General features: G+C 61.9%; 25 protein-coding genes. 14 read left to right on the top strand and 11 right to left on the bottom strand.

Going from position 1 to position 19303, the window contains the following annotated elements:
• Nucleotides 1-99 precede the first annotated feature (99 nt).
• The 12 genes from ACS5RD_RS07960 to ACS5RD_RS07905 all read left to right on the top strand — a co-directional run bounded on the left by ACS5RD_RS07960 (nt 100) and on the right by ACS5RD_RS07905 (nt 4939).
• Complete coding sequence (locus tag ACS5RD_RS07960) at nt 100-465, top strand: hypothetical protein (protein ID WP_489930729.1); 366 nt, start codon at nt 100-102, stop codon at nt 463-465.
• A gap of 92 nt (nt 466-557) precedes the next feature.
• Nucleotides 558-1232, top strand: a complete 675-nt coding sequence (locus tag ACS5RD_RS07955; RefSeq protein ID WP_489930728.1) for a hypothetical protein — start codon at nt 558-560, stop codon at nt 1230-1232.
• Complete coding sequence (locus tag ACS5RD_RS07950) at nt 1229-1456, top strand: hypothetical protein (protein ID WP_489930727.1); 228 nt, start codon at nt 1229-1231, stop codon at nt 1454-1456. The genes ACS5RD_RS07955 and ACS5RD_RS07950 overlap by 4 nt, the downstream gene beginning before the upstream one ends.
• Before the next feature lie 81 nt (nt 1457-1537).
• Nucleotides 1538-1804: a hypothetical protein gene (locus ACS5RD_RS07945; protein ID WP_489930726.1), complete on the top strand. Its 267-nt coding sequence runs from the start codon at nt 1538-1540 to the stop codon at nt 1802-1804.
• 185 nt (nt 1805-1989) lie between these two features.
• On the top strand, nt 1990-2625 hold the full coding sequence (locus ACS5RD_RS07940) for an ABC transporter substrate-binding protein (RefSeq protein WP_489930725.1): 636 nt from the start codon (nt 1990-1992) through the stop codon (nt 2623-2625).
• Between the two features lie 65 nt (nt 2626-2690).
• The gene (locus ACS5RD_RS07935; RefSeq protein ID WP_489930724.1) at nt 2691-3272 is read left to right on the top strand and encodes a type 2 periplasmic-binding domain-containing protein; all 582 of its coding nucleotides are present in this window, start codon (nt 2691-2693) and stop codon (nt 3270-3272) included.
• A 157-nt stretch (nt 3273-3429) separates the two neighbouring features.
• On the top strand, nt 3430-3597 hold the full coding sequence (locus ACS5RD_RS07930; protein WP_489930723.1) for a hypothetical protein: 168 nt from the start codon (nt 3430-3432) through the stop codon (nt 3595-3597).
• Nucleotides 3585-3800 (top strand): hypothetical protein, encoded by a 216-nt coding sequence (locus ACS5RD_RS07925; RefSeq protein ID WP_489930722.1) that lies wholly within the window; start codon nt 3585-3587, stop codon nt 3798-3800. Before ACS5RD_RS07930 ends, ACS5RD_RS07925 begins: the two co-directional genes overlap by 13 nt.
• A gap of 27 nt (nt 3801-3827) precedes the next feature.
• Nucleotides 3828-4124 (top strand): hypothetical protein, encoded by a 297-nt coding sequence (locus tag ACS5RD_RS07920; RefSeq protein WP_489930721.1) that lies wholly within the window; start codon nt 3828-3830, stop codon nt 4122-4124.
• Between the two features lie 118 nt (nt 4125-4242).
• Nucleotides 4243-4422, top strand: coding sequence for a hypothetical protein (locus ACS5RD_RS07915; protein WP_489930720.1), 180 nt, complete (start codon nt 4243-4245; stop codon nt 4420-4422).
• Between the two features lie 194 nt (nt 4423-4616).
• Nucleotides 4617-4778, top strand: a complete 162-nt coding sequence (locus tag ACS5RD_RS07910; protein WP_235815564.1) for a hypothetical protein — start codon at nt 4617-4619, stop codon at nt 4776-4778.
• On the top strand, nt 4775-4939 hold the full coding sequence (locus ACS5RD_RS07905; RefSeq protein ID WP_489930719.1) for a sugar-binding domain-containing protein: 165 nt from the start codon (nt 4775-4777) through the stop codon (nt 4937-4939). Before ACS5RD_RS07910 ends, ACS5RD_RS07905 begins: the two co-directional genes overlap by 4 nt.
• A gap of 74 nt (nt 4940-5013) precedes the next feature.
• On the opposite strand, the gene ACS5RD_RS07900 is transcribed toward ACS5RD_RS07905, so the two are convergent.
• Nucleotides 5014-6816 (bottom strand): NAD(P)/FAD-dependent oxidoreductase, encoded by a 1803-nt coding sequence (locus ACS5RD_RS07900; protein ID WP_489930718.1) that lies wholly within the window; start codon nt 6814-6816, stop codon nt 5014-5016.
• A gap of 77 nt (nt 6817-6893) precedes the next feature.
• Complete coding sequence (locus ACS5RD_RS07895; RefSeq protein ID WP_489930717.1) at nt 6894-7964, bottom strand: 2,3-butanediol dehydrogenase; 1071 nt, start codon at nt 7962-7964, stop codon at nt 6894-6896.
• Nucleotides 7965-8229: 265 nt separating this feature from the next.
• On the opposite strand from ACS5RD_RS07895, the gene ACS5RD_RS07890 reads away from it, so the two are divergent.
• Entirely contained in the window at nt 8230-10077 is a 1848-nt protein-coding gene (locus ACS5RD_RS07890; RefSeq protein ID WP_489930716.1) for a sigma-54-dependent Fis family transcriptional regulator, read from the top strand.
• Between the two features lie 5 nt (nt 10078-10082).
• Here ACS5RD_RS07890 and ACS5RD_RS07885 read toward each other — a convergent pair whose 3' ends face one another.
• The 4 genes from ACS5RD_RS07885 to ACS5RD_RS07870 all read right to left on the bottom strand — a co-directional run bounded on the left by ACS5RD_RS07885 (nt 10083) and on the right by ACS5RD_RS07870 (nt 13019).
• Nucleotides 10083-10484 carry an RNA-binding protein gene (locus tag ACS5RD_RS07885; RefSeq protein ID WP_489930715.1) on the bottom strand — a complete coding sequence of 134 codons (402 nt, stop codon included), beginning with the start codon at nt 10482-10484 and terminating at the stop codon, nt 10083-10085.
• Between the two features lie 113 nt (nt 10485-10597).
• The gene (locus tag ACS5RD_RS07880) at nt 10598-11116 is read right to left on the bottom strand and encodes a type IIL restriction-modification enzyme MmeI (RefSeq protein WP_489930714.1); all 519 of its coding nucleotides are present in this window, start codon (nt 11114-11116) and stop codon (nt 10598-10600) included.
• Complete coding sequence (locus ACS5RD_RS07875) at nt 11046-11303, bottom strand: hypothetical protein (RefSeq protein WP_489930713.1); 258 nt, start codon at nt 11301-11303, stop codon at nt 11046-11048. The genes ACS5RD_RS07880 and ACS5RD_RS07875 overlap by 71 nt, the downstream gene beginning before the upstream one ends.
• A 48-nt stretch (nt 11304-11351) precedes the next feature.
• Nucleotides 11352-13019, bottom strand: a complete 1668-nt coding sequence (locus tag ACS5RD_RS07870; RefSeq protein ID WP_489930712.1) for a DNA methyltransferase — start codon at nt 13017-13019, stop codon at nt 11352-11354.
• A gap of 581 nt (nt 13020-13600) precedes the next feature.
• On the opposite strand from ACS5RD_RS07870, the gene ACS5RD_RS07865 reads away from it, so the two are divergent.
• Entirely contained in the window at nt 13601-14374 is a 774-nt protein-coding gene (locus ACS5RD_RS07865; RefSeq protein WP_489930711.1) for a nitrilase-related carbon-nitrogen hydrolase, read from the top strand.
• Nucleotides 14375-14479: 105 nt separating this feature from the next.
• Here ACS5RD_RS07865 and galE read toward each other — a convergent pair whose 3' ends face one another.
• From galE to ACS5RD_RS07840, 5 genes are all read right to left on the bottom strand, one after another.
• Entirely contained in the window at nt 14480-15466 is a 987-nt protein-coding gene (gene galE, locus ACS5RD_RS07860) for a UDP-glucose 4-epimerase GalE (protein WP_489931351.1), read from the bottom strand.
• Nucleotides 15467-15564: 98 nt separating this feature from the next.
• On the bottom strand, nt 15565-16482 hold the full coding sequence (locus ACS5RD_RS07855) for a hypothetical protein (RefSeq protein ID WP_489930710.1): 918 nt from the start codon (nt 16480-16482) through the stop codon (nt 15565-15567).
• Nucleotides 16483-16554: 72 nt separating this feature from the next.
• Nucleotides 16555-17859 (bottom strand): UDP-glucose dehydrogenase family protein, encoded by a 1305-nt coding sequence (locus ACS5RD_RS07850; protein ID WP_489930709.1) that lies wholly within the window; start codon nt 17857-17859, stop codon nt 16555-16557.
• A gap of 154 nt (nt 17860-18013) precedes the next feature.
• The gene (locus ACS5RD_RS07845; protein ID WP_489930708.1) at nt 18014-18880 is read right to left on the bottom strand and encodes a hypothetical protein; all 867 of its coding nucleotides are present in this window, start codon (nt 18878-18880) and stop codon (nt 18014-18016) included.
• A complete protein-coding gene (locus tag ACS5RD_RS07840) occupies nt 18880-19293 on the bottom strand; it encodes a hypothetical protein (protein ID WP_489930707.1) in 414 nt (137 codons plus the stop codon). Before ACS5RD_RS07840 ends, ACS5RD_RS07845 begins: the two co-directional genes overlap by 1 nt.
• Nucleotides 19294-19303 lie beyond the last annotated feature (10 nt).

Raw genomic sequence — 19303 nt, 5'->3', positions numbered from 1 at the left:
TTCTATCCTGACATTTCGCGAGGCTGGGATTGCCCGGATTACGCAGAGCCTTGCCCCCGAGGTGCTGGTGCTTGGCGGCGGGGTGAATGGGGTGGCAGTTTGCGCTATCTTGAGGGGCGCAAATTCCGCCTCGTTGCCGAAGCGGCGCGTGAACGTAATCTGCTGTTGCGTCATGCGCCGCATCTGGTCAGGCCGCTGGAAATCGTGGGGGCGCTGAATGGGATCCCACGCGGGCTGTTTGGCGAGGCGATGCGCTTTGTCGGCGTGTCGCAGAAATCCGGTCCGGTGCGTCTGTTCGCGTTGAAAGCGGGTCTGGTGCTCTACGAACGGTTCGGTGCCATCGAGCGCATGTTGCCAGCCCATAAGGCCACAACCGACACGGCCAAACTTCCCATCAGATTTCGCAGGGGCACCCGCGCCGTGGTGCAGTATTTGACGGTTAGATCAGCAATCCCGAAGCGCTGATCTTTGAGATTCTGGCGGAATCGGTTGCAGCCCGTCCCGCCGTGGCGGCGCTGAACCATGCCCGTCGGACTGTATCGGCAGATGGTGACGTCGTGGTCGATAGCCCCAGTGGTCCGCTGATGTTGCAGCCAAGGGTGATCCTGAATGCGACTGGGGCATGGATTGACCGAGTCAATGCACGGCTTGGCGTGGAGATCCAGCATGCGTGCGGCGTCAAGGGCGCGCATATGATGCTGCACCATCCGGCCTTGCATGCCCGTCTGGCGGGCCAGGGGTTTAACTTTGATGACGGGCGCGGGCGTATGGTGATTTGCCTGCCCTTGGCGGAAATCAGCTATCTGTTGGCTGCGATCTCACGGCTGTTCGACGACATCACCGTGATCATAGCGCATCTGGTTTCCGTGGTGCCGGGATCAGGCCATTGCAGAACGCTGACGGCTCGGTCAATCGCGCCCCGCGCGACCACGCTTTGCACGAGGATCACTTGCCACAGAGCGTGGCTGTTGCTGTCACTGGTCAGTGGCAAGTGGACGACGTTTCGCTCGTTTGCAGAACTCGCCTCTGATCGCATGCTGGCGCATTTGGGCCGCGCACGACAGCTCTCGACGCGCGACCGCGGCTATACCGGCGCAGGGGCGGCGGGCCAAGACGCTCTGACGCGGCGCTATGACCGGATTGGGCGGAGATCGCGCGGTTTTCCGCCGAGGCCGTGGATCGGCCCGTGGTGGATGCGCCCAGCTATACGATGCGCGAAACCCTGTGATTGATCCGCAACCGCGCGGCCTGTTATTTGGACGATCTGGAGTTGCGGCGCACCCAGTTGGCGCTGGGGGCCCATCTCGGCGCGGCCACGCTGCAGGATTTGGCAGCGATCCTTGCAGCCGCGCTTGGCGAAGACCCGGAGTGGCGGGCGGCAGAACTGGCACGCGCCATGGCCGACCCGCGGATCTTTGCTCTGCGCCAACCGGATCGGGGTGCCGCGCATGGCTAATCTTGTTCTGGCGATTGATACAGGCGGAACCGGCGTAAAGGTCTTGCCGACCGCTGCGACGGGGGGCTGATTGGGCTGCGCATGGCCTCGGTAGTGACGATGCATCACCCCGATGGTCGGGTAGAACGCGACCCCGAAGCGTTCTGGCTTGCCGCCGTCGCCGCCATTTCGGCACTGTTGGCCGAGGATTCCAGCCACGCGGGTAGGATTGCGGCGCGCAGCGGGCCTTGGGCCCAGATCTTTGCCGACATCTACCAACTTCCCGTCGAGATTTGCGAAGCTGAAGAAGTTGGCGCGCTAGGGCGGCGATTTGTGCCGCCGTTGCGGGCGGTCTGCACCCCGATCTGACCCGCGCCACAGCTGCGATGCCTAGCGTGGGGCGCAGGTATGATCCGAACCCGGACCACGCTGGGTTTGACGACCAAAGGTTTCAAGAATTCGTCAGGTTTGATCTGGGGATGCTGGCGTTGACTGCCTGAGGGAGTGGCGCGCTGGGATTGCGAAAAGCGGACTGCAACAAGGAAGAGGGAGACATGAAACTGACACATCTGCTTTTGGGCACGGCATGCCCGATGATTCTAAGCCTGCTGCCGGGGATTGCCTCCGCGCAAGACGCCGACGCCTGCATCGGTAAGGTGCCAACATTGGGGGTGATCGCCCAAGGCGTGCCCGCCGTGACCGCGCTCGATGTACATCTGGTCGCGCTCAACGCCAAATGGGGCACCGAGGTTAAGATTACCCCGCTGGGCGAGAACGAGCGCCGCTCAAAAGCCCGGTTGGATGCCTCGACCGGGGCGGGTGCCTATCAGGTGATCTATATCGACGAGGCCAATCTGGCGGAATGTGCTAGCGCGGACTGGGTCTATCCGCTGGCGGAGGTGGTGCTGGATCCCAATGATATCAAAAGCTTCCGTGTCGATCTGGCCAATGTGGCCAGCCACAACGGCGTGCAGTATTTCACGCCCTTCGTCGGCGGCGGCGACGTGCTGATGTATCGCAAGGACGTTCTTGAGGCCAAGGGCATCACCTTGCCCAAAACACTGGACGAACTTGTGGCAGCCATCAAAGCCACCAACGATCCTGACAACAAGCTGGTCGGCACGCGGTCAGCGCGGCTCGGGGATGAACGTCTGGCGCTGGACGCCGTTCATCCGGGCGGTGGGTGGTGAGCGGCTGAACGGAGACTGCAGCCCGGCCTTCGCCTCGGAAGCCGCCGAAGGCGACCAAACTTTACATGGATCTGATGCAGAACGCGCCTCCGGGCGGTGGCACCTTCAACTGGTCGGATTCGGTTGAGGCGTTCCGTGGCGGCCAAGTTGCCTTGCTGATTGAATCCGATGTGTTCGGGCCTTGGATAGAGGATGCCTCAAAATCAACTACGGTGGGCAAGGTTGGCTATGCGCCGCCGCCGGACCCGCTGCGTTCGGCGGGCTGGGGCCATGGCTGGGCGGTGTCGACAGCCGGCACGAAGGACGATTGCACCAAGATCGTGGCGGGTGATTTCGTGGGTTGGGCCGCCTCGAAAGATATGGAAGCCAGCCGTCTGGCGGAAGGGATTTCGTCCGACGTTGGCCGGGTTTCAACCCTGCAAAGCGCGGCTTACAAGAAATTGGGGCCTGCGGAATATATTCAGGCGCTGCTGGATACCAGCCCTAAAACCAACCTGCTGATCATGGCAAGTCCAGCGCGGCCAGAGATCGGCGACAATCTGGGTCTTGCGCTGGAAGAGCTGTTCACTGGCAGAAAAACCGACATCAAAGCCACCCTGGATAAGGTGGCTTTTTCCGCCGAAGACAGTCTCGCCGCCGTGAAATGATCCCTCTGCTTGCCGGGAGGATGTTCCGGCAAGCGCTTTTCGCATCGGAATTGACCATGACCCGAAGCCGTTTTTTTCTGAACACTCGCGCCTACCACGCTGGAGCAGGCCAGTCTTGCCTTTGTCTCCACCGCAGGTACCGTCTTGGCAGGCGCTGATGAACCGCACCTTGCGCAATGCGGATGCGGATTTTGTCGGTCTTTATAACTTCGCCCGACTGCTGCGCGATCCCCGCTTTCTGACTGCGCTGCAAATCTCGGCGCTGTGGAAGGTGATCACCGTCACTGGCACGTGTTACTACTGGCGATGGGCATGGCGGTTTTGATGCATGAAACCGTGAAAAAGCCCTTTTGGCGCAACCTGATCTGCTTTGCCTTTCTGGCCGATCCGTCCATCGCTTTGATCGCGGTGGCGGTGGTGGATATCTGGCAATGGGGGCTGTTTTTCACCGTGATCTTTGTGAAACTGCTGGAAACCCTGCCCCGCGCCCCGGTCGAAGCCGCGATGCTCGACAATGCCCGAACATAGAAAATTCATGCCTATATCACCCTGCCGATGCTGAAAGCGCCGCTGATCAGTCTGGCCTTGGTCAAAGCCGTCGAGTCGCGGCAATCCTTCGATCTGATCTTTGTGATGACAGGCAGCGGCCTCGGCACCGCGACCGAGACGCTGGATGTTTATGCCTATCGGGTTGGCATCAACATGGACGGCAAGATCTCTTACGCCTCGGCGATGGCGATCTTGCTGATGATCATCACCACTGTAGCTTTCACAATCGTTTTACCGATACTGAGATCGGTTCCACCGACGCCCTGCGCGGCTACCACTCCGATCTGGCCGCCCTTGGTTTGACCGCTGATACCGCATTGGACTTTGACCTGACAATCACTGAAGATGCGCTCCGCCCCGCCGCACACTGACCCATACCGGAAGCCCCATAACCCCCGTCAATCACCCGTCAAACCGCAATGTGGCCGAGGTCGCTTGCCTTTACTACACCAAGGAAATGACTCAGGGCGATATCGCCAAGGCGCTGAACCTGTCGCGCCCCTCCGTGATCAGCTATTTGCGCTTGGCCCGCGAACGCCAGATTGTCTGTGTCAAGATTGCGGGGACCATTTTCGGGTCAATGCCGCTGCGGATGCGCTGAAGGAACGGTTCAGCCTGCAAAGCGTGCCGTGGTGGCCAGTGGCGGTTCTGACGGTGCGCCAGTTGATCGGATCAATGGCCAACCCGCTGCTGCCAACCTCGGAAAGCTGTTAAAGCGAAATCGCCCGGCGGCTGTCTGCGGCTTGCATCAACCTGAACGCACCTGCGGTCTGCACCCCCGCCGATTTGGCCGCGATGCTGCGGGCCGAGCCGATCATCGCCGAACAACTGATCAATCTGCGGCGCTGCAACAAGGTAATCTACTCGCTGAGCCCCTGCACGCCTGACACGCATGTGGTGCAGTTCCTGATCGCCACCAAGGTGCTGCCCTGCTTGGGCCGCTGGATGATCGGTTGATTGGGGCCGATCATGCCACTTTGGCCGAGATGATCGGGCTGCTGGTGGTCAGCGGCCTGCACAAAGCCGCAGCCATCCGCGCGGCGCTGCGTGGCGGCTTTGTCGATCATCTTGTCGTTGACGTGAAGCTTGCCGAAGTGCTGCGGTTGGCAGAGGTTTAGCCGCCGCCGCGTCGAAGCTGTGACTCTTCAAGCCCACCGCCGCGCAAGGCGATGCGCGGCGGTGACTCTTGCCCTCAACGCAAATGGTGCGGTGGCTCCAGCCCCCAGACCGAGGTATCCAACCCGGCATGGCGCGCCTTCAGTTGCAGTGCAAGATAGCGCGAGTAGTGCCGCGACTGGTGCAGGTTGCCGCCATGAAACCACAGCCCGGGTTGCATCGTCGGTTTCCACATGTTGCGCTGCTCGCCCTCCCACGGGCCGGGGTCTTTGGTGGTATCGGAACCAAGGCCCCAGCATTTGCCAACCTTGTCCGCAACCTCTTGGCTGATCAGATCCGCGGCCCAGCCGTTCATCGAACCATAGCCGGTGGCATAAACCACCAGATCGGCGGGCAGTTCGGTGCCATCGTCCAGCACCACAGCACCTTCCGACAAATGGCTGATGCCCTTGCCCGATTGCAGCTTGATCGAGCCGTCGATGATCAGATCACAGGCCCCCACATCAATGTAATAGCCCGATCCGCGCCGCAGATATTTCATAAACAAACCGGACTCGTCATCGCCGAAATCCAACTGGAACCCGGCTTTTTCCAGCGCTGCATAAAATCCCGCGTCGCGTTTCTTGATCTCGTCATATTGCGGCACATGGAACCCCGCCATGATGCCATAGGGCACGGAGGCAAAGATCATATCGGCCTTGTCATGCGTGATGCCATTCGCCACCGCCTGTTCGGAATAAAGCCCGCCCAGACAAACCTCCATCAGACTGTCGGATTTGACGATATGGGTGGAGGAGCGCTGCACCATGGTCACATCCGCGCCGTTCTCCCACAGGGCGGCACAGATATCATGCGCCGAGTTGTTGGCCCCGATCACCACCACCTTCTTGCCGCGATAGGCATCCGGGCCGGGGTGTTGGCTGGAATGCTGCTGCTCACCTTTGAAGATGTCCTGCCCTTTGAAGACCGGCACATTCGCCTTGCCCGACATGCCGGTGGCCAGCACAAGCTGTTTCGGGTGCAGAATAACCTCCTGTCCGTCACGCAGAACGGTGACGGTCCATTCGCCCTTGGCTTCATCGTAGCTGGCAGATGTGGCGGTGGTGGAGGACCAGTAATTCAGCTCCATCACCTTGGTATACATCTCCAGCCAATCACCCACCTTGTCCTTGGGGGCGAACACCGGCCAGTTGTCGGGGAACGGGATATAGGGCAGATGGTCGTACCAAACCGGATCATGCAGGCAGAGCGATTTGTAGCGGTTGCGCCACTGATCGCCGGGGCGGGGGTTTTTGTCGATCACGATGGTCGGCACCGATAACTGCCGCAACCGCGCACCTAGGGCTATGCCGCCCTGCCCGCCGCCGATCACCAGCACATAGGGCTGATCGGCGTAACCAAGTCGCGCGGCCTCGTCCTCGCGCTTTTCCTTCCATGTCTTACGCTCAGGATCATGGCCATGCTCGGCCCCCATCGGGCGGCGCAGCTTGCGCGGTTCTTCATGGCCTTTGAGTTCATGCAAGGTGGTCAAAAGCGTCCAGATCTTCCCGTCTTTCATCCGAATATAGCCCTGACCGCGCCCGGTGGTGGTTTCCACCACCAGCCAACCTTCGGTGACGCCATCAGCGTGGGCGACCGCTTCACCAGGATCAAGTGTAAGCGATTTCGGCGCGATTTTTGGCAGTTGCGCCTTGGCCATCGCGCCGATTTGCGCCCGACCTTCGCAGGTTTTCAGGTTCCAGGTGAAGGCGGCCAGATCGCGCCAATAGCCGGTTTCCAGAAACAACGCGGCCACCGCATCACCGTCCTGCGCCACCAATGCGCGCTCCAGATCGGCCACAAGCGCCGCAAGTGCGCCCTGAGGGGTATTATCAAGCATATGGTTTCCTCCCTTTGCTTTATGTTGGATGCCGCGCGCAGGCCCTCCCAGACCTAATATCCGCGCGGCGGTTGGTGTCAGTTCAGATCAATCAGGATCTTCAACTGTGTTCCGGCAGGGTCGAGCAGGGCGTCAAAACCCTGTGCCACTGCGTCATCGAGGCGGATTTTCTTCGTCACCACCTTCATCGCCGGAATCGCTCCGCTGGCGATCATGTCGATCACGCGCGGCCAAAGATGGGTCGGATAGGCCCAAGAGCCGCGAATATCGACATCCTTGAAGGTGACATTGTGCCAGTTGATCCCCGAGTTCCCCGGATGCAGACCGACCTGCACGATGGTGCCCTGCTTGCGCACAGCGTCAAGGCAGCTTTGCAGCGCCTTTTCATTGCCGACACATTCCAGCGCCACCTCGCAGCCAACGCCGCCCTCGGTTTGCGCGCGGATCACAGCGCCAATATCGTCACGCTTGGGGTTCAGGGTGATCACTTCGGGCAGGATGCCCTTGGCCAATGCCAACCTTGTGTCGTTGAGATCGGACAGAAACAGCTTGGTTGCCCCAAAGGCTTTGGCGGCGAGCAGGGTCAGAATTCCAATCGGCCCAGCCCCGGTGATCAGCACCGACTGACCCGCCGAAACCTGCCCTCGATCACAGGCATAGACGGCAACGGCGGTGGGTTCGACCAAAGCGGCCTCCTCATCGCGCATCGCATCGGGTATTTTCACCACGTTGTAATCGTTCAGCAAAGCGGCTTCCGCCATGCCGCCCGAAATCCAGCTTAACCCCGCCAGTGCCAGATTTTCGCTCAGGTGAAACAGCCCGCGATCTGCGAAGTAATCCCCAGCGCGTGGCATGATCAGTGGCTGCACCGACACCCGGTCGCCCACCTGCACATGGGCAACGCCCGTGCCCACGGCTGTCACCACACCGCCAAATTCATGGCCCAGAACCTGCGGCAGCTTGGCTTTGGTGAAAGGATGCGGTGCGGAAGGAATGAAGATCGGCCCATAGGCGTATTCATGCAGATCGGTGCCGCAGATGCCGACAAAGCGATTGCGGATGGTCACCTGCCCCGGTCCGGGAGTGGGAACAGCGTCGATCTGCTCAATCCGCAAATCCTTGGCGGCGTGGAAACGTAAGGCTTTCATGTGGTCCTCCCTCAACTTGGGGGACAGAGTGGCGCGCTGCCTCACCGCGCCGAAGCTTGAAAACCACCGCAAGCGATTTCAACGGCTTAACCCGCCCGCCTGTTGCAACCTTGCGCGCACCTGTTGCATCGGCTGCAACAGGTGCGCGCGCGGCATGGCGGAATGCTGCGCCATGCAGACGGCTGGGTTATGCAATCGGAAATTGTCGGCTAGGATCGTCGCTGTCGCCCCGGCCATAATGGCGCGCTGCGAGGTTGGAGGGCCGATGCAGACCGATATCGAGCATATCCGCGAAATCGAGGGCGCTGCACGCCATGGCAGCGGCACGCGGGATCCGCTGGTGGTGCAAAGCTGGCTGCGCTGTCTGGACAAGCACGGGCTGGACCCGACCGCGCGGGCCGAGGCCTATATCCTGCCCGACACCGCGCTGCGCCAGCATCGGCAACGCTCGGAAGATCTGATTTCGATTGCCCGCTCGGGGATTGATGACCTGTACAAGCTGGTCGCCGGGCAGAATTATGTGCTGCTGCTGTCGGACCGCGATGGCGTGACGGTGGAATATCTCGGCGAGGATAACCACAAACAGGACTTGCGCCGCAGCGGGCTTTACATGGGTGCGGAATGGTCCGAGGCGCGGGCGGGCACCTGTGCGCTGGGGGCCTGTATCGAAACGGGTGAGCCGCTGATCATCCATCAAAGCGATCATTTCGATGTGACGCATGGCGGGCTGTCCTGCACCGCAGCGCCAATCTATGACACCGCAGGCAGTCTTGCGGCGGTGCTGGATATCTCGCTGCTGTCCTCGCCCTTGGCGCGGGCCAGCCAGTTCTTGGCGCTGAACCTAGTGCGCCAGACCGCGCGGCGGATCGAGATGGCCAATATCATGGCCGAAAGCCGATCCGATTGGGTGCTGCGACTGGCCAGCAGCCCGGATTTTCTGGATGTCGACCCCGAGGCCGCGCTGACGCTGGATGCGGGCGGCCATGTCATCGGCATGACCAATGGCGCAGCTCGTCTAATGGCGCGGACCCTGGGGCAGGATTGGCGCAAGGGGCTGGGCTTGATCGGGCGGCATGTGTCCGAGGTGTTCGAGCTTGGCCTTGAGACGCTGGAAGGCCTGACCCGCCAGCGCGCTACGCGGGATCGCCTGATCCAGACCCGCGACGGTTATCGTCTGTTCGCCCATGCGATTGAACCGCGCCGCACCACGATGCCGCAAGTCATGCGCAGCCCAACGGTGCCGCCTGCCCTGCGCGCTTTGGCGGGGGATGATCCGGCGATGCGGCAGCTATTGAACCGCGCCACCCTGTTGGCACCGGGGCAGATGCCGCTGCTGATCACGGGCGCAAGTGGCGCGGGCAAAACCAGCCTTGCGCAAGCCATCCATACCATCAGCCGCCAAGGTCCCTGCATCCCGGTCGCCTGTGAAAGCTTGACCGAAGATGAGGCGGCGGTGCTGTTCGGGCGCGGCGATCCGCGCGGCCACAGCCCCGGCCTGATTGACGCGGCAGAGGGCGGCACCTTGCTGCTGGAGAACCTCAATGAACTGCCGCCGCGCTTGCAGGCCAGGCTGCTGACGTTGATCGCGGCGGGCAGCTATCGCCCGGTGGGAGCTTTGCGCGAGCGCCGCTCAAACGCGCGGATCATCGCCACGTTGAGCACCGATCAGCAAAGCGGCATCCGGCCGGATCTGCTGCACCGCTTGGCGGGCGCGGCGCTGCATCTGCCCCCCATCGGGCAGCGGCAGGATTTGATCGCGCTGGCAGAGCGGCTGTTCGCGCGGGCGTTTGGTGTGCCGGTGTGCTTTGACGCCCAAGCGGCGGCACTGCTGGCGGCACAGGACTGGGGCGGCAATCTGCATCAGATGGTGGCGCTGGCCGCATGCCTTGCCGCCAATTACCCGCTGCAGGCAGGCGAGGCGACACTGGGCAAGGCCGATCTGCTGCCGCATCTGCCGGGGGCGCAGCCCGATCGCACCACCACCGGGCCCGCGCTGTTGCAGCATTTGCTGACCGAACAAGGCTGGAATGTGTCTGCCGTCGCCCGGCAGCTTGCGGTGGACCGCAGCACGGTGCATCGCCAGATCCTGCGCTTTGGTCTGCGCCGCAGCTAAAGCGGTTACGGACCCAAGAACTGCCCGCCTTCGGCACGGGTGGCGCTGCCGAGGGCGGCGAGGCTTTCCAGCAGGGGTTGCGCCGAAGTGGCGTGGGCGAAGTGGCGGGCGAACTGGTCAGGGGTGGCCTCGCCCATCGCAGCAAGGGCTGCACGGACGGCGGCGATTTGCTCGGGCATGGTTTTCGGCCATGGGGTTTTGTCGGTGGTGAGCACGAGGCCGATGTCCATGCTGGTTTGCTCGCCCTGTGCTGCGGCGGCTTGGCCTGCGGTGTTTTGATACTCGGGGCGCAGCCAGCGGATTTGGCCGTTGGCTTCTTCCGCCGTGCGGCTGCGGTTCAGGGCGACGAGGTTGTGCAGGATTTCATCGTCACTCAGACTGGCGGGCCAGCCGTAGGCTTCGGCCACGGCGGCATCGATCTGGTCGTGCAGATCCCGCAGGATGCCGATCAGGCCTTGGTCGTCGGTTTCTTTATCGCGACCCTCAATCCGATCGCCCGCGCGGAGTTTTTTCGAGGCAGTTATACATCGCCGTCGGCGTCAGCTTGGGGTGCTGCACCTGCCGCAGCTTGCAATACGCGTCGAGGTCTTCGCCGAGTTGCCGCAGGCGCGGCTTTGAGCGGCTCGGACGGGGTTGGGAAGGGGAAAGGGTTGAAGCATTGAGCGTGATTGTAATTAGGACGATCTTCTAGGAATGCACCGGAAGCGAGCGCCCAACTGATGCGAAAGCGCGATGATAACACGGCAAGCAACCAAGCATCATCGAGGCATATTGCGATCAGTTTTGCGTCTGGAAAAATATCAGCTTCAAGAAAACCAAAGACCCTGCGTTTTGCAGTTCTGCAAGTTGCAACAAAACGTGCGAGGCCCGCTGAAGACTTTCTGAGGTTCACGCGCGTTTCAGCAAATTGCCACCAGCCTGTTCTGTAGCTATCCCGCTTCTGTTCCGCTCTTGCGGGCTTAACCCTATCAAGAACCTGATGAAAAAAACTCCGGATATTGAACGCGCGCCTCTGCTTCAGTATTTCCAATGAAATCAATAATGTATCCTGGAACTTCGGCGGCTATGAACTGCTTTCCGTTTATGTAGCGGCGCAGTGCGCCTTTCTTTATTGCTAGCTGATATTGCTGCGCCTCTTGCGCGGAGACGCGGAATCCTTCGCCCAATGGCGTAACTCCCTGATAAGCAATATCCTGATTGGCACTTAGCGTCTTCGCCCCCGCCACCTCCGCCCCCAACCCGCAGCTTAGCGAAGATCATGCCGCGTTGCATATTCAGCGACACATCGCGGCTTCGTTGGCATCGGCGTTTTTTGACTCGGTGGCTACGGTGAACAGGCGACCCTCGCAGCGACCCTTTTCGGCGACGGTCATCGCAATCCCCACCGCAGCCCCGTCGCCTGCATCGACCCAAGCGTGGTCAGGGATGGCAAAGATCAGGCTGGCGGGGGTTGTGGGGTCGTTCAGATGCGTCTCCAGCACCTTGCGGTTAAAGGTTTGGCGCAGGGAATTGGTGGCGATCAGCCCAAAACGGCGGTAGCCTTTGCTGTGGGCAGGCGCATAGGCGCGAGCGGCCAAAGCGGCTTTCTCCCACCAGAACATCACGAAATCGGCAGAATCCGGCACCTTTGGATAGGCCGCCCGGATCGCCTCGGTATAGCCATCGCCCAAAGCCTCGCGCATCCGCGAGGCGCCAAAAAACGGCGGGTTGCCGATGATGAAATCGGCCACGGGCCATTTGGCGGGGCGGAGTTTAGTGTAATCCAAGACTTGGGTGCGGGCCTGCGGATCAGGCACCCGCTCGCCCGTGACATTATGCACAATGGTGCCGATACCGTCCCAGCGGGTGACCAGCGCGCCGCTGGCATCGCGGCGCTCAACCCTTGCATCCCAAGCCAGCACGGCATCGCGGTTTTCGATATTCTTGAAGTCGCGCAGCACAGGCGCGGCGGGGCTGGCCTTGCCATGGGTGCGAAAATGCCATTGCAGATAGCCGATCCACAGCACAAATTCGGCGACGGCAGCGGCCCAAGGGTTCAGCTTTAGCCCCAAAAACTGATGCGGATCGACGGTATGGCCGACAAGCCCCAAGGCGGCCTGATCCTGCCCCAGATCGCGCAGCAAGGCGATCACCTCACCCTCCAGCCGTTTCATCAGCTCCAGCGCGACATAAAGGACGTTGCCCGAGCCACAGGCCGGATCGAGCACGCGAATGTCACACAGGCGGCGGTGGAAGGCCTCCACCGTGGCGCGGGCGTCCTTGAATTTGTCTTGGGTGGCATAGGTCAGTGCCGAGGCCTGCACATCCCGCCAATCGGCCCGCAAAGACTCCATCACGGTCGGGGTCACGAGGCGTTCGACATAGGCGCGCGGGGTGCAATGCGCGCCCAGCTTGTGGCGCTGACGTTTGTCCAAGGCCCGCTCCAACAGGATGCCGAAGATCGCGGGTTCGACCTCGCGCCAGTTGTGGGAGGCGGCTTCGATCAACAGGCCGAGTTGCAGGGCGTTCAGCGGGAGGGCCGTGACGTTCTTGAACAACCCGCCGTTGAAGCGTTTCAGATCGGTGGACAGCACGGTGGAAAACCCACCTGTGTCCATGGTCTGCCACAGAGATTGTAGCGTCGGCTGCGCATGCTGCGGATGGCCGCGCAGGTCTTGCAGTTTGGCGGTAAAGCTGCCCTGCAGGATCAGTTCGACATCTTCAGCAAACATGGTGAACAGGCAGCGGATCAGGAAGGTGGCGACATCTTCGGGCGCATGGCCCTGCCCCTCAAAGAATTGGCCAAGTTCCACCAGATGCCCCGCAACCTTGCGGGTGACAGCGGCGCTGATCTTGACGGGATCGAGCGACAAGGGGTCATTCCAGATCGCGTTCAGCCGAGCGCGGACCTCAGGGTTGTGCAGATCGTCGTGGAACTGGGTATAACCTTGGCCTTGGCGCAAGAAATCGGCATAGACCTAAATGACATGGCCGACATCGACCGCCGGCAGAAACGGCGGCCAGCCATCCTCTTTCGCCACCGCGCGGGCATAGCCATAGGCCTGATTGCGGGCGCGCAGCATGGTGTCATCCCATTTCGCCGAGCCGCGTCGGGCATGGCCTTTCTGGGTGATGGCGTCGTCGCCCAGCAGCGAAAGCTGGGTGGTCGGGTGGGATCAGGGTTGGCACCCTGCTTGGCCTCAAGGATGAAACAGCCGCAGCGATAGAGGTCAATGCGGCCCCGGCTGATCGCTCCGGTATGGGTGAAGCTAACCGGGCACTCAAAGCGGTAGTCGTTGTTCTGGCCATCACTGGTGGCGGGCTTCGGCGGTTCAACCCCCAACACCAGATGATGCGCCACCCATTCCAGCAGGAACGGGCCTTCGTCTTTGACGCTGGAAATCAGAGTGTGGCGGGGCGGCAAGCGGAACCTCTTGGTTTTGTGTCAGATGCAGAAAGCACGCAGGGAAAGTCAATGCGGCTGGGGGTGACAGGGCAAGCGCCACGCGCCATGATGCAGCCAAACCAAAGCAGGAGTCCTCCGATGCCCGATCTTCGTCTTGCGCTGATGCAAGCACCCTCGTCCGCCGGTGATTGCGAGGCGGCCTTTGTGGCCGTGGAGCGTGCCCTGCGCGCAGCGGGGGCGGCAGGGGCCGACATGCTGGTGGTGCCGGAAAGTTTCGCGCCGGGCTATAACAGCGATGCGATTGCAGAATTGGCGCTGCTGCATAGCGGCGCGTGGCAGGATCGTCTTGCCGATGCCTGTCGCGGCGCAGGCTGCGGGCTGGTGTTCGGCTATGCCGAGCGGGATGGTGATGTGGTCTATAACGCCGCTTTGGCCTTGGGGCCGGATGGCGCAGAACTGGCGCATTACCGCAAAATCCAGCTTTATGGCGCGCGTGAGGCGTCGATCTATCGCGCGGGCGACGCCTATGTCACCTTCGATCTGGCCGGGCATAAGGCCGCACTGCTGATCTGCTATGATGTTGAATTCGCGCCCCATATCGCGGCTTTGGCGGCGGCAGGCGTGACGGTTCTACTGGTGCCCACCGCCAATATGCTGCCCTATACCCATGTGATGCGTGCCACGGTGCCCGCGATGGCGGCCAATCATGGCATCAGCATCGTCTATGCCAATTACTGCGGGATAGAGGGCGATTTGACCTATGCGGGCGGGTCTTTGATCGTGGGGGCAGACGGTGAGCTGTTGGCGCAAGCCGGGATGGGGCCTGCCTTGCTGATTGCCGATGTACCTCAGGTAGAGGCGGGGAGGCTGTCGAGCCAAGTGCAGGATTATCGCGACATCGCCCTGCCCTAAGCGCGCGGGGGCTGTCTGCCCCCAAACACTATTGGCGAAGGGCCAATAGTGCCCCCCGAGGATATTTGCGCACAGAGGATGACAATTTTAGCTAAGTTTTAGGAATTAGCGCAGAAATCCCGGCGTCTGACTCCAGCCCAGCGCATCACGGATCATCTCGGGCAGGGTGGAGCGTATTGGCTCCCACCCCAATTCGGCGCGGGCGCGGTCCGAACCCGACACCAGCGCCGCCGCATCGCCTGCGCGGCGCGGGCCTTGGAGGATCGGTACGTCGCGGTTGGTCACAACACGACTGGCATCAATCACCTGACGCACCGAAAAGCCATGCCCGGTGCCCAGATTGAACGCCCGGTTGCCGCGTCCGTCGAGCAGCCAATTCAGCCCCTTCACATGCGCGTCGACCAGATCCATCACATGCACATAATCGCGCACGCAGGTGCCGTCGGGTGTCGGATAGTCCTGCCCAAACACCGTCAGCGCCGGGCGGCGGCCCTCAATCGCATCCAGCATCAGCGGAATCAGATGGGTTTCCGGGCGGTGCTGTTCGCCCACCTCGGCCTCGGGGTCGGCACCTGCGACGTTGAAATAACGGAAGATCACATGGTTCAGCCCGTAAGTCGCGCCAAAATTCTTCAGGATTTCCTCGATGGCTTTCTTGGACGCACCATAGGAATTGATCGGATGCTGCGGGGTGTTTTCATCCAGCAGCACGCCATCCTGATCGCCATAAGTCGCGCAGGTCGAGGAGAACACGAAGTTCATGCAGCCCGCCGCCACCGCCGCCTCTACCAGATTGAGCGAGCCGTTGACATTGGTGCGCCAGTAGCGCCCCGGGTCGGACATCGACTCGCCAACCAGCGACAGCGCGGCAAAATGCATGACGGCAACGGGGCGATAGCGCAGGAAGGCCGCGTCGATCTGGGCACGATTCAGCAGATCGCCTTGCACAAATGGCCCGAATTTAACGGCCTCCGCCCAGCCGGTCGACAGGTTGTCAAACGCCACCGGCACAAAGCCCGCCTGCGCCAAAACCTTGCAGGCATGCGCGCCAATATAGCCCGCCCCGCCCGTCACCAACACATGCTTTTGCATCATCCGCTTTCGCCCATCCCCAGCCAATGCCGCGACTAAATGAGAGTTTTAGCGCCAAGGTCCAGCGCAATCGCCCAGACTCCGGGCAAATTTGCACGTCACGCCGCCGCTGTTTCCACCGGATCGACGGCGAGACTGCTCAACTGCGCCAGCAGCGCCTCCGCCATGGCCGTAGGCACACAGGCGAGCGCATCAGCGATAAAGATGGTGTGGAAGTCGAGCCGCTTCAGATGGACAAAACGGTGATAATGAATCAACCGGGCCTTTTTCGCGCGGCTCAGCTTCAAACGATCCGCGATCGAGAAGTTCCACAGCTCGTGCAGCACCTGATAGGAAAAGCCGAACCGCTTCATGGTCAGCGGCAGCGTAATCTGATCCAGCCAAGGTCGCTTGCCCTTGATCGGGCAGCCATGGTCAAAGTCGACGGCGGTCTGCAACCAGTCTTGCGCAAAATTCGTCGTCGAACCGGGGCGGGGCAGATCGCTGAAGCTGACAAAACCGCCGTTGAAATAGGGCAGATAATCCAGCTGCCGCCCCCGCGTCAGTTGCACCCGATCTTCCGGCAGCGGCAGGCCAAAGAAATCATAGGCGCGCGGCCATTTGTCGGGCTCTTTGCCCCAAGTCGGCAGACCCTCCGGCACCACCGCCACCGCATCAGGACCCACCAGATCAAGCCCGGTCAGCGGGCCAAGGCAGACCGTATCGGTGTCAATGAACAGGCTGCGGTGTGAGCTGCGCGGGGCCGCACAGGCGAGGATCTTATTGCCATGCGGATAGGGCTTGGCCCAAACACCGTCAGCCGAGGGCAAGGGCTGCACCTGCACACCGCAATCGGCGTAAAGCGCCCGCGTCACCTCTGACAAGCTGTCCGCCGAGCGTGGCGAGACATAGGCGATCAGGTCAACCTTGCTGCGATCCGGGTGATACTTGGCCAAAGACGCGGCCAGCAGCAAAGACTGCGCCTCAAGCCCCGGGCCATCCACCACGAAAAGAATCGAGTCTTTCGCCTCAGACATCCGAACACCTCACTTGCACCAAGCTTTGCCAGAGCCTGTCGCCCCGGCAAAGCTTAAACCACTTCCCTCGGCTTAGCGCCCCACCGCGACATAGGTTTCAAACCCTGCCTCGGTGGCTTCTTCCAGCGAGTATATATTGCGCAGATCGGCCATCCGCGGCGTGACCATCTTCTTCGCCAGCTTTGCAAGATCCAAGGCCCGGAACTCATTCCACTCGGTCAGCAGCACCACCAGATCAGCGCCATGCGCCGCCTGATACGGGCTTTCAACCCATTTCACCCCCGGCAACAGCGCCTCGCCCTCGCGCTGGCCCTGCGGATCAACGACGCGCACCTTCGCACCACCGCCCACCAAGGCGGGCACAATGGTCAAACTGGGCGCGTCGCGCATATCGTCGGTGTTGGGCTTGAAGGTGACACCCAGCACGGCGATGGTCTTGCCGTTCAGGCTGCCGTCACAAAGATCAACGATCTTGTCGATCATCCGGCGCTTGATTTCATTGTTAACCTTGATCACGGTCTCTGTGATCTGCATCGGCACAGCATGATCCTGACCAATACGGGCCAAAGCCATGGTATCCTTGGGAAAGCACGACCCGCCGTAGCCGGGGCCCGCATGCAGGAACTTGTTGCCGATGCGGCCATCCATCCCCATGCCTTTCGATACGTCCTTGATATCCGCGCCAACCTTCTCGCACAAAGCCGCGATTTCGTTGATGAAAGTGATCTTGGTGGCCAGAAACGCGTTGGCCGCGTATTTGATCATCTCGGCCGACTCTAGCCCGGTATAGACGACCGGGAACTCGCGCAGGAACAACGGGCGGTAAATATCCGCCATCACCTTGCGCGCCCGCTGAGATTCGACCCCCACCACCACGCGATCAGGCCGCATGAAGTCGTCAATCGCAGCGCCTTCGCGGAGGAATTCGGGGTTAGAGGCCACATCGAACTTGGCATCCGGGTTGGCCGCTGCCACCGCGTCCGCCACCTTGCGGTTGGTCCCTACAGGCACCGTCGATTTGGTGACAATCACCGCATAACCCGTCAAGGCGCGGCCGATTTCCTCCGCTGCCGTCATCACATAGGTCAGATCTGCATGGCCGTCACCGCGCCGCGTCGGGGTGCCCACCGCGATAAACACCGCATCTGCGCCCGCCACAGCCTCGGCCAGATCCAGCGTGAACGACAACCGCCCGGCGCTGACGTTCTTCGCCATCAAGGCCTCTAGCCCCGGCTCAAAGATCGGCACCTCACCCGCGCGCAAACGCTCGATCTTGCCGGGATCTTTGTCGACGCAAATCACCTCATGCCCGAAATCCGAGAAACACACGCCCGAAACCAAACCGACATAGCCGGTTCCGATCATCGCAATCTTCATGCCAAACGCTCCTGGCTGTTCCAGTCTTGTCTTAGGCAGAGCGGGGCACTGTGTCAAATCCGCGAACAATCAAAGCGTGGAAAATCAAGCGAAAAGTCGCGAGCCATGCAAAAGGCCGGAGGACTTGCCCCCGGCCCCGCGCGCTTGCCGCAATTTACGAAATACAGGTGATCAGCACAAAGCCGTCGCCGCCGCGCCCACCCTGACCTGCGGTAACGCCAGCCCCGCCGCCGCCGCCGCCCGAGCCGCGCGCGCCCGCGCCACCCGTCCCGCCCGCAGCAGTGTTCGAAGCCCCACCGCCCGAACCACCCGAGAAGGTTGGCGGCAGCCACAGCTCATAGCCCGCCGCACCGTTGTTGCTGCCCGCCGCACCGCCTGCAAGCGTCGGGCACAGCCCAGCCCCATTCAACGCGCCGCCCGCGAAATCAGCCGAGGTTGCCCCGGCCCCCCCTGCGCCGCCTGTGATGAAGATATTGACGCCACCAAACGCCACCGCCGTCCCGGTGCCACCCGCCACAGCCCCACCCGCGCCGCCCGCTTGCCCCGCGACGCTGATAAAACTGCCCAGCGCCGAATAGGCCCCGCCGGTGGAGATGGTGCCCGCAGCCCCCGCAGCCCCCACCGCCGCCCCGGTGCCCGTGCCACCCGCGCCACCCCCATTGGCGCTGGCCAAGCCGCTCGCCACCGCCGCAACCGGGGCGACACCGATGGTTGAGCCCCCCCCCGCCCCCCCACTCGCACCGCCCGCGCCCGCCGATACGAACAGCGTCCCCGGCAGCAGTGCCGCCGCGACGACGATGCGCGACACCGCCCCACCGCCACCGCCACCGCCACCGCCGCGCGCCGCAGCCGCTGCCGCTGCAAAGCCAGCCCCACCGCCGCCCCCCCCGCCGACCAGCACGATCTCCAGCAGCACAGCGCCCAGCGGCACCGTGTAGCTCTGCCATTGGCCCGCCGCACCCGAAGGATCAAACCGCCGGGTCTGTCCTGCCTCTCGCGGCAGGAAATGCGGAAAACTCATCAGTAATCCCCCCCCAAACCTGCCACAGCATAACCGCCCGCCACCGCCGTGCCCAAAGCCACCTGCACCCGGTAGCCGGGGGGAACCGGGATGTTCAGCGGCAGTTCATTGCCCGACAAAGCCGCCACTTCCGAAAGCGTGGTCGCAGGCAGCGACAATTCCGCAATCAGCACGTTATTGGCGGCCGTCGCATTGGTCGCACCATTGTTCAAAAACACCCGCAGCACCGAGGCCACATTGGTGCCTTTCGGCCTCACATTCAGCTTTTGCAGATACGAGCCATTCGTCGCATCCGCCGTGAACACCGTATCGACAGTGCCAGTGCCATCCTTGGCGGTATTGGCCGCCGTAATGCCGCCCGCCCACTCGACACGGGCAACTTTTGAGAAAATCGGGGAAGTATTGCCGGGCATTGCCGCTCTC

This window comes from Cypionkella sp. PAMC25878, from assembly GCF_058135695.1.
The sequence above is the reverse complement of the archived record's forward strand: the minus strand, read 5'-3'. Positions and strand labels throughout refer to the sequence as shown.

Bases quoted from the DNA above. Each gene is read 5' to 3' on its own strand.
- ACS5RD_RS07930 (WP_489930723.1), top strand. From the start codon at position 3,430: ATGAACCGCACCTTGCGCAATGCGGATGCGGATTTTGTCGGTCTTTAT.
- ACS5RD_RS07920 (WP_489930721.1), top strand. From the start codon at position 3,828: ATGCTGAAAGCGCCGCTGATCAGTCTGGCCTTGGTCAAAGCCGTCGAG.
- ACS5RD_RS07910 (WP_235815564.1), top strand. From the start codon at position 4,617: ATGCTGCGGGCCGAGCCGATCATCGCCGAACAACTGATCAATCTGCGG.
- ACS5RD_RS07935 (WP_489930724.1), top strand. From the start codon at position 2,691: ATGGATCTGATGCAGAACGCGCCTCCGGGCGGTGGCACCTTCAACTGG.
- ACS5RD_RS07925 (WP_489930722.1), top strand. From the start codon at position 3,585: ATGGCGGTTTTGATGCATGAAACCGTGAAAAAGCCCTTTTGGCGCAAC.
- ACS5RD_RS07945 (WP_489930726.1), top strand. From the start codon at position 1,538: ATGGCCTCGGTAGTGACGATGCATCACCCCGATGGTCGGGTAGAACGC.
- ACS5RD_RS07840 (WP_489930707.1), bottom strand. From the start codon at position 19,293: ATGCCCGGCAATACTTCCCCGATTTTCTCAAAAGTTGCCCGTGTCGAG.
- ACS5RD_RS07890 (WP_489930716.1), top strand. From the start codon at position 8,230: ATGCAGACCGATATCGAGCATATCCGCGAAATCGAGGGCGCTGCACGC.
- ACS5RD_RS07850 (WP_489930709.1), bottom strand. From the start codon at position 17,859: ATGAAGATTGCGATGATCGGAACCGGCTATGTCGGTTTGGTTTCGGGC.
- ACS5RD_RS07845 (WP_489930708.1), bottom strand. From the start codon at position 18,880: ATGAGTTTTCCGCATTTCCTGCCGCGAGAGGCAGGACAGACCCGGCGG.
- ACS5RD_RS07865 (WP_489930711.1), top strand. From the start codon at position 13,601: ATGCCCGATCTTCGTCTTGCGCTGATGCAAGCACCCTCGTCCGCCGGT.
- ACS5RD_RS07900 (WP_489930718.1), bottom strand. From the start codon at position 6,816: ATGCTTGATAATACCCCTCAGGGCGCACTTGCGGCGCTTGTGGCCGAT.
- ACS5RD_RS07855 (WP_489930710.1), bottom strand. From the start codon at position 16,482: ATGTCTGAGGCGAAAGACTCGATTCTTTTCGTGGTGGATGGCCCGGGG.
- ACS5RD_RS07895 (WP_489930717.1), bottom strand. From the start codon at position 7,964: ATGAAAGCCTTACGTTTCCACGCCGCCAAGGATTTGCGGATTGAGCAG.
- galE (WP_489931351.1), bottom strand. From the start codon at position 15,466: ATGCAAAAGCATGTGTTGGTGACGGGCGGGGCGGGCTATATTGGCGCG.
- ACS5RD_RS07940 (WP_489930725.1), top strand. From the start codon at position 1,990: ATGAAACTGACACATCTGCTTTTGGGCACGGCATGCCCGATGATTCTA.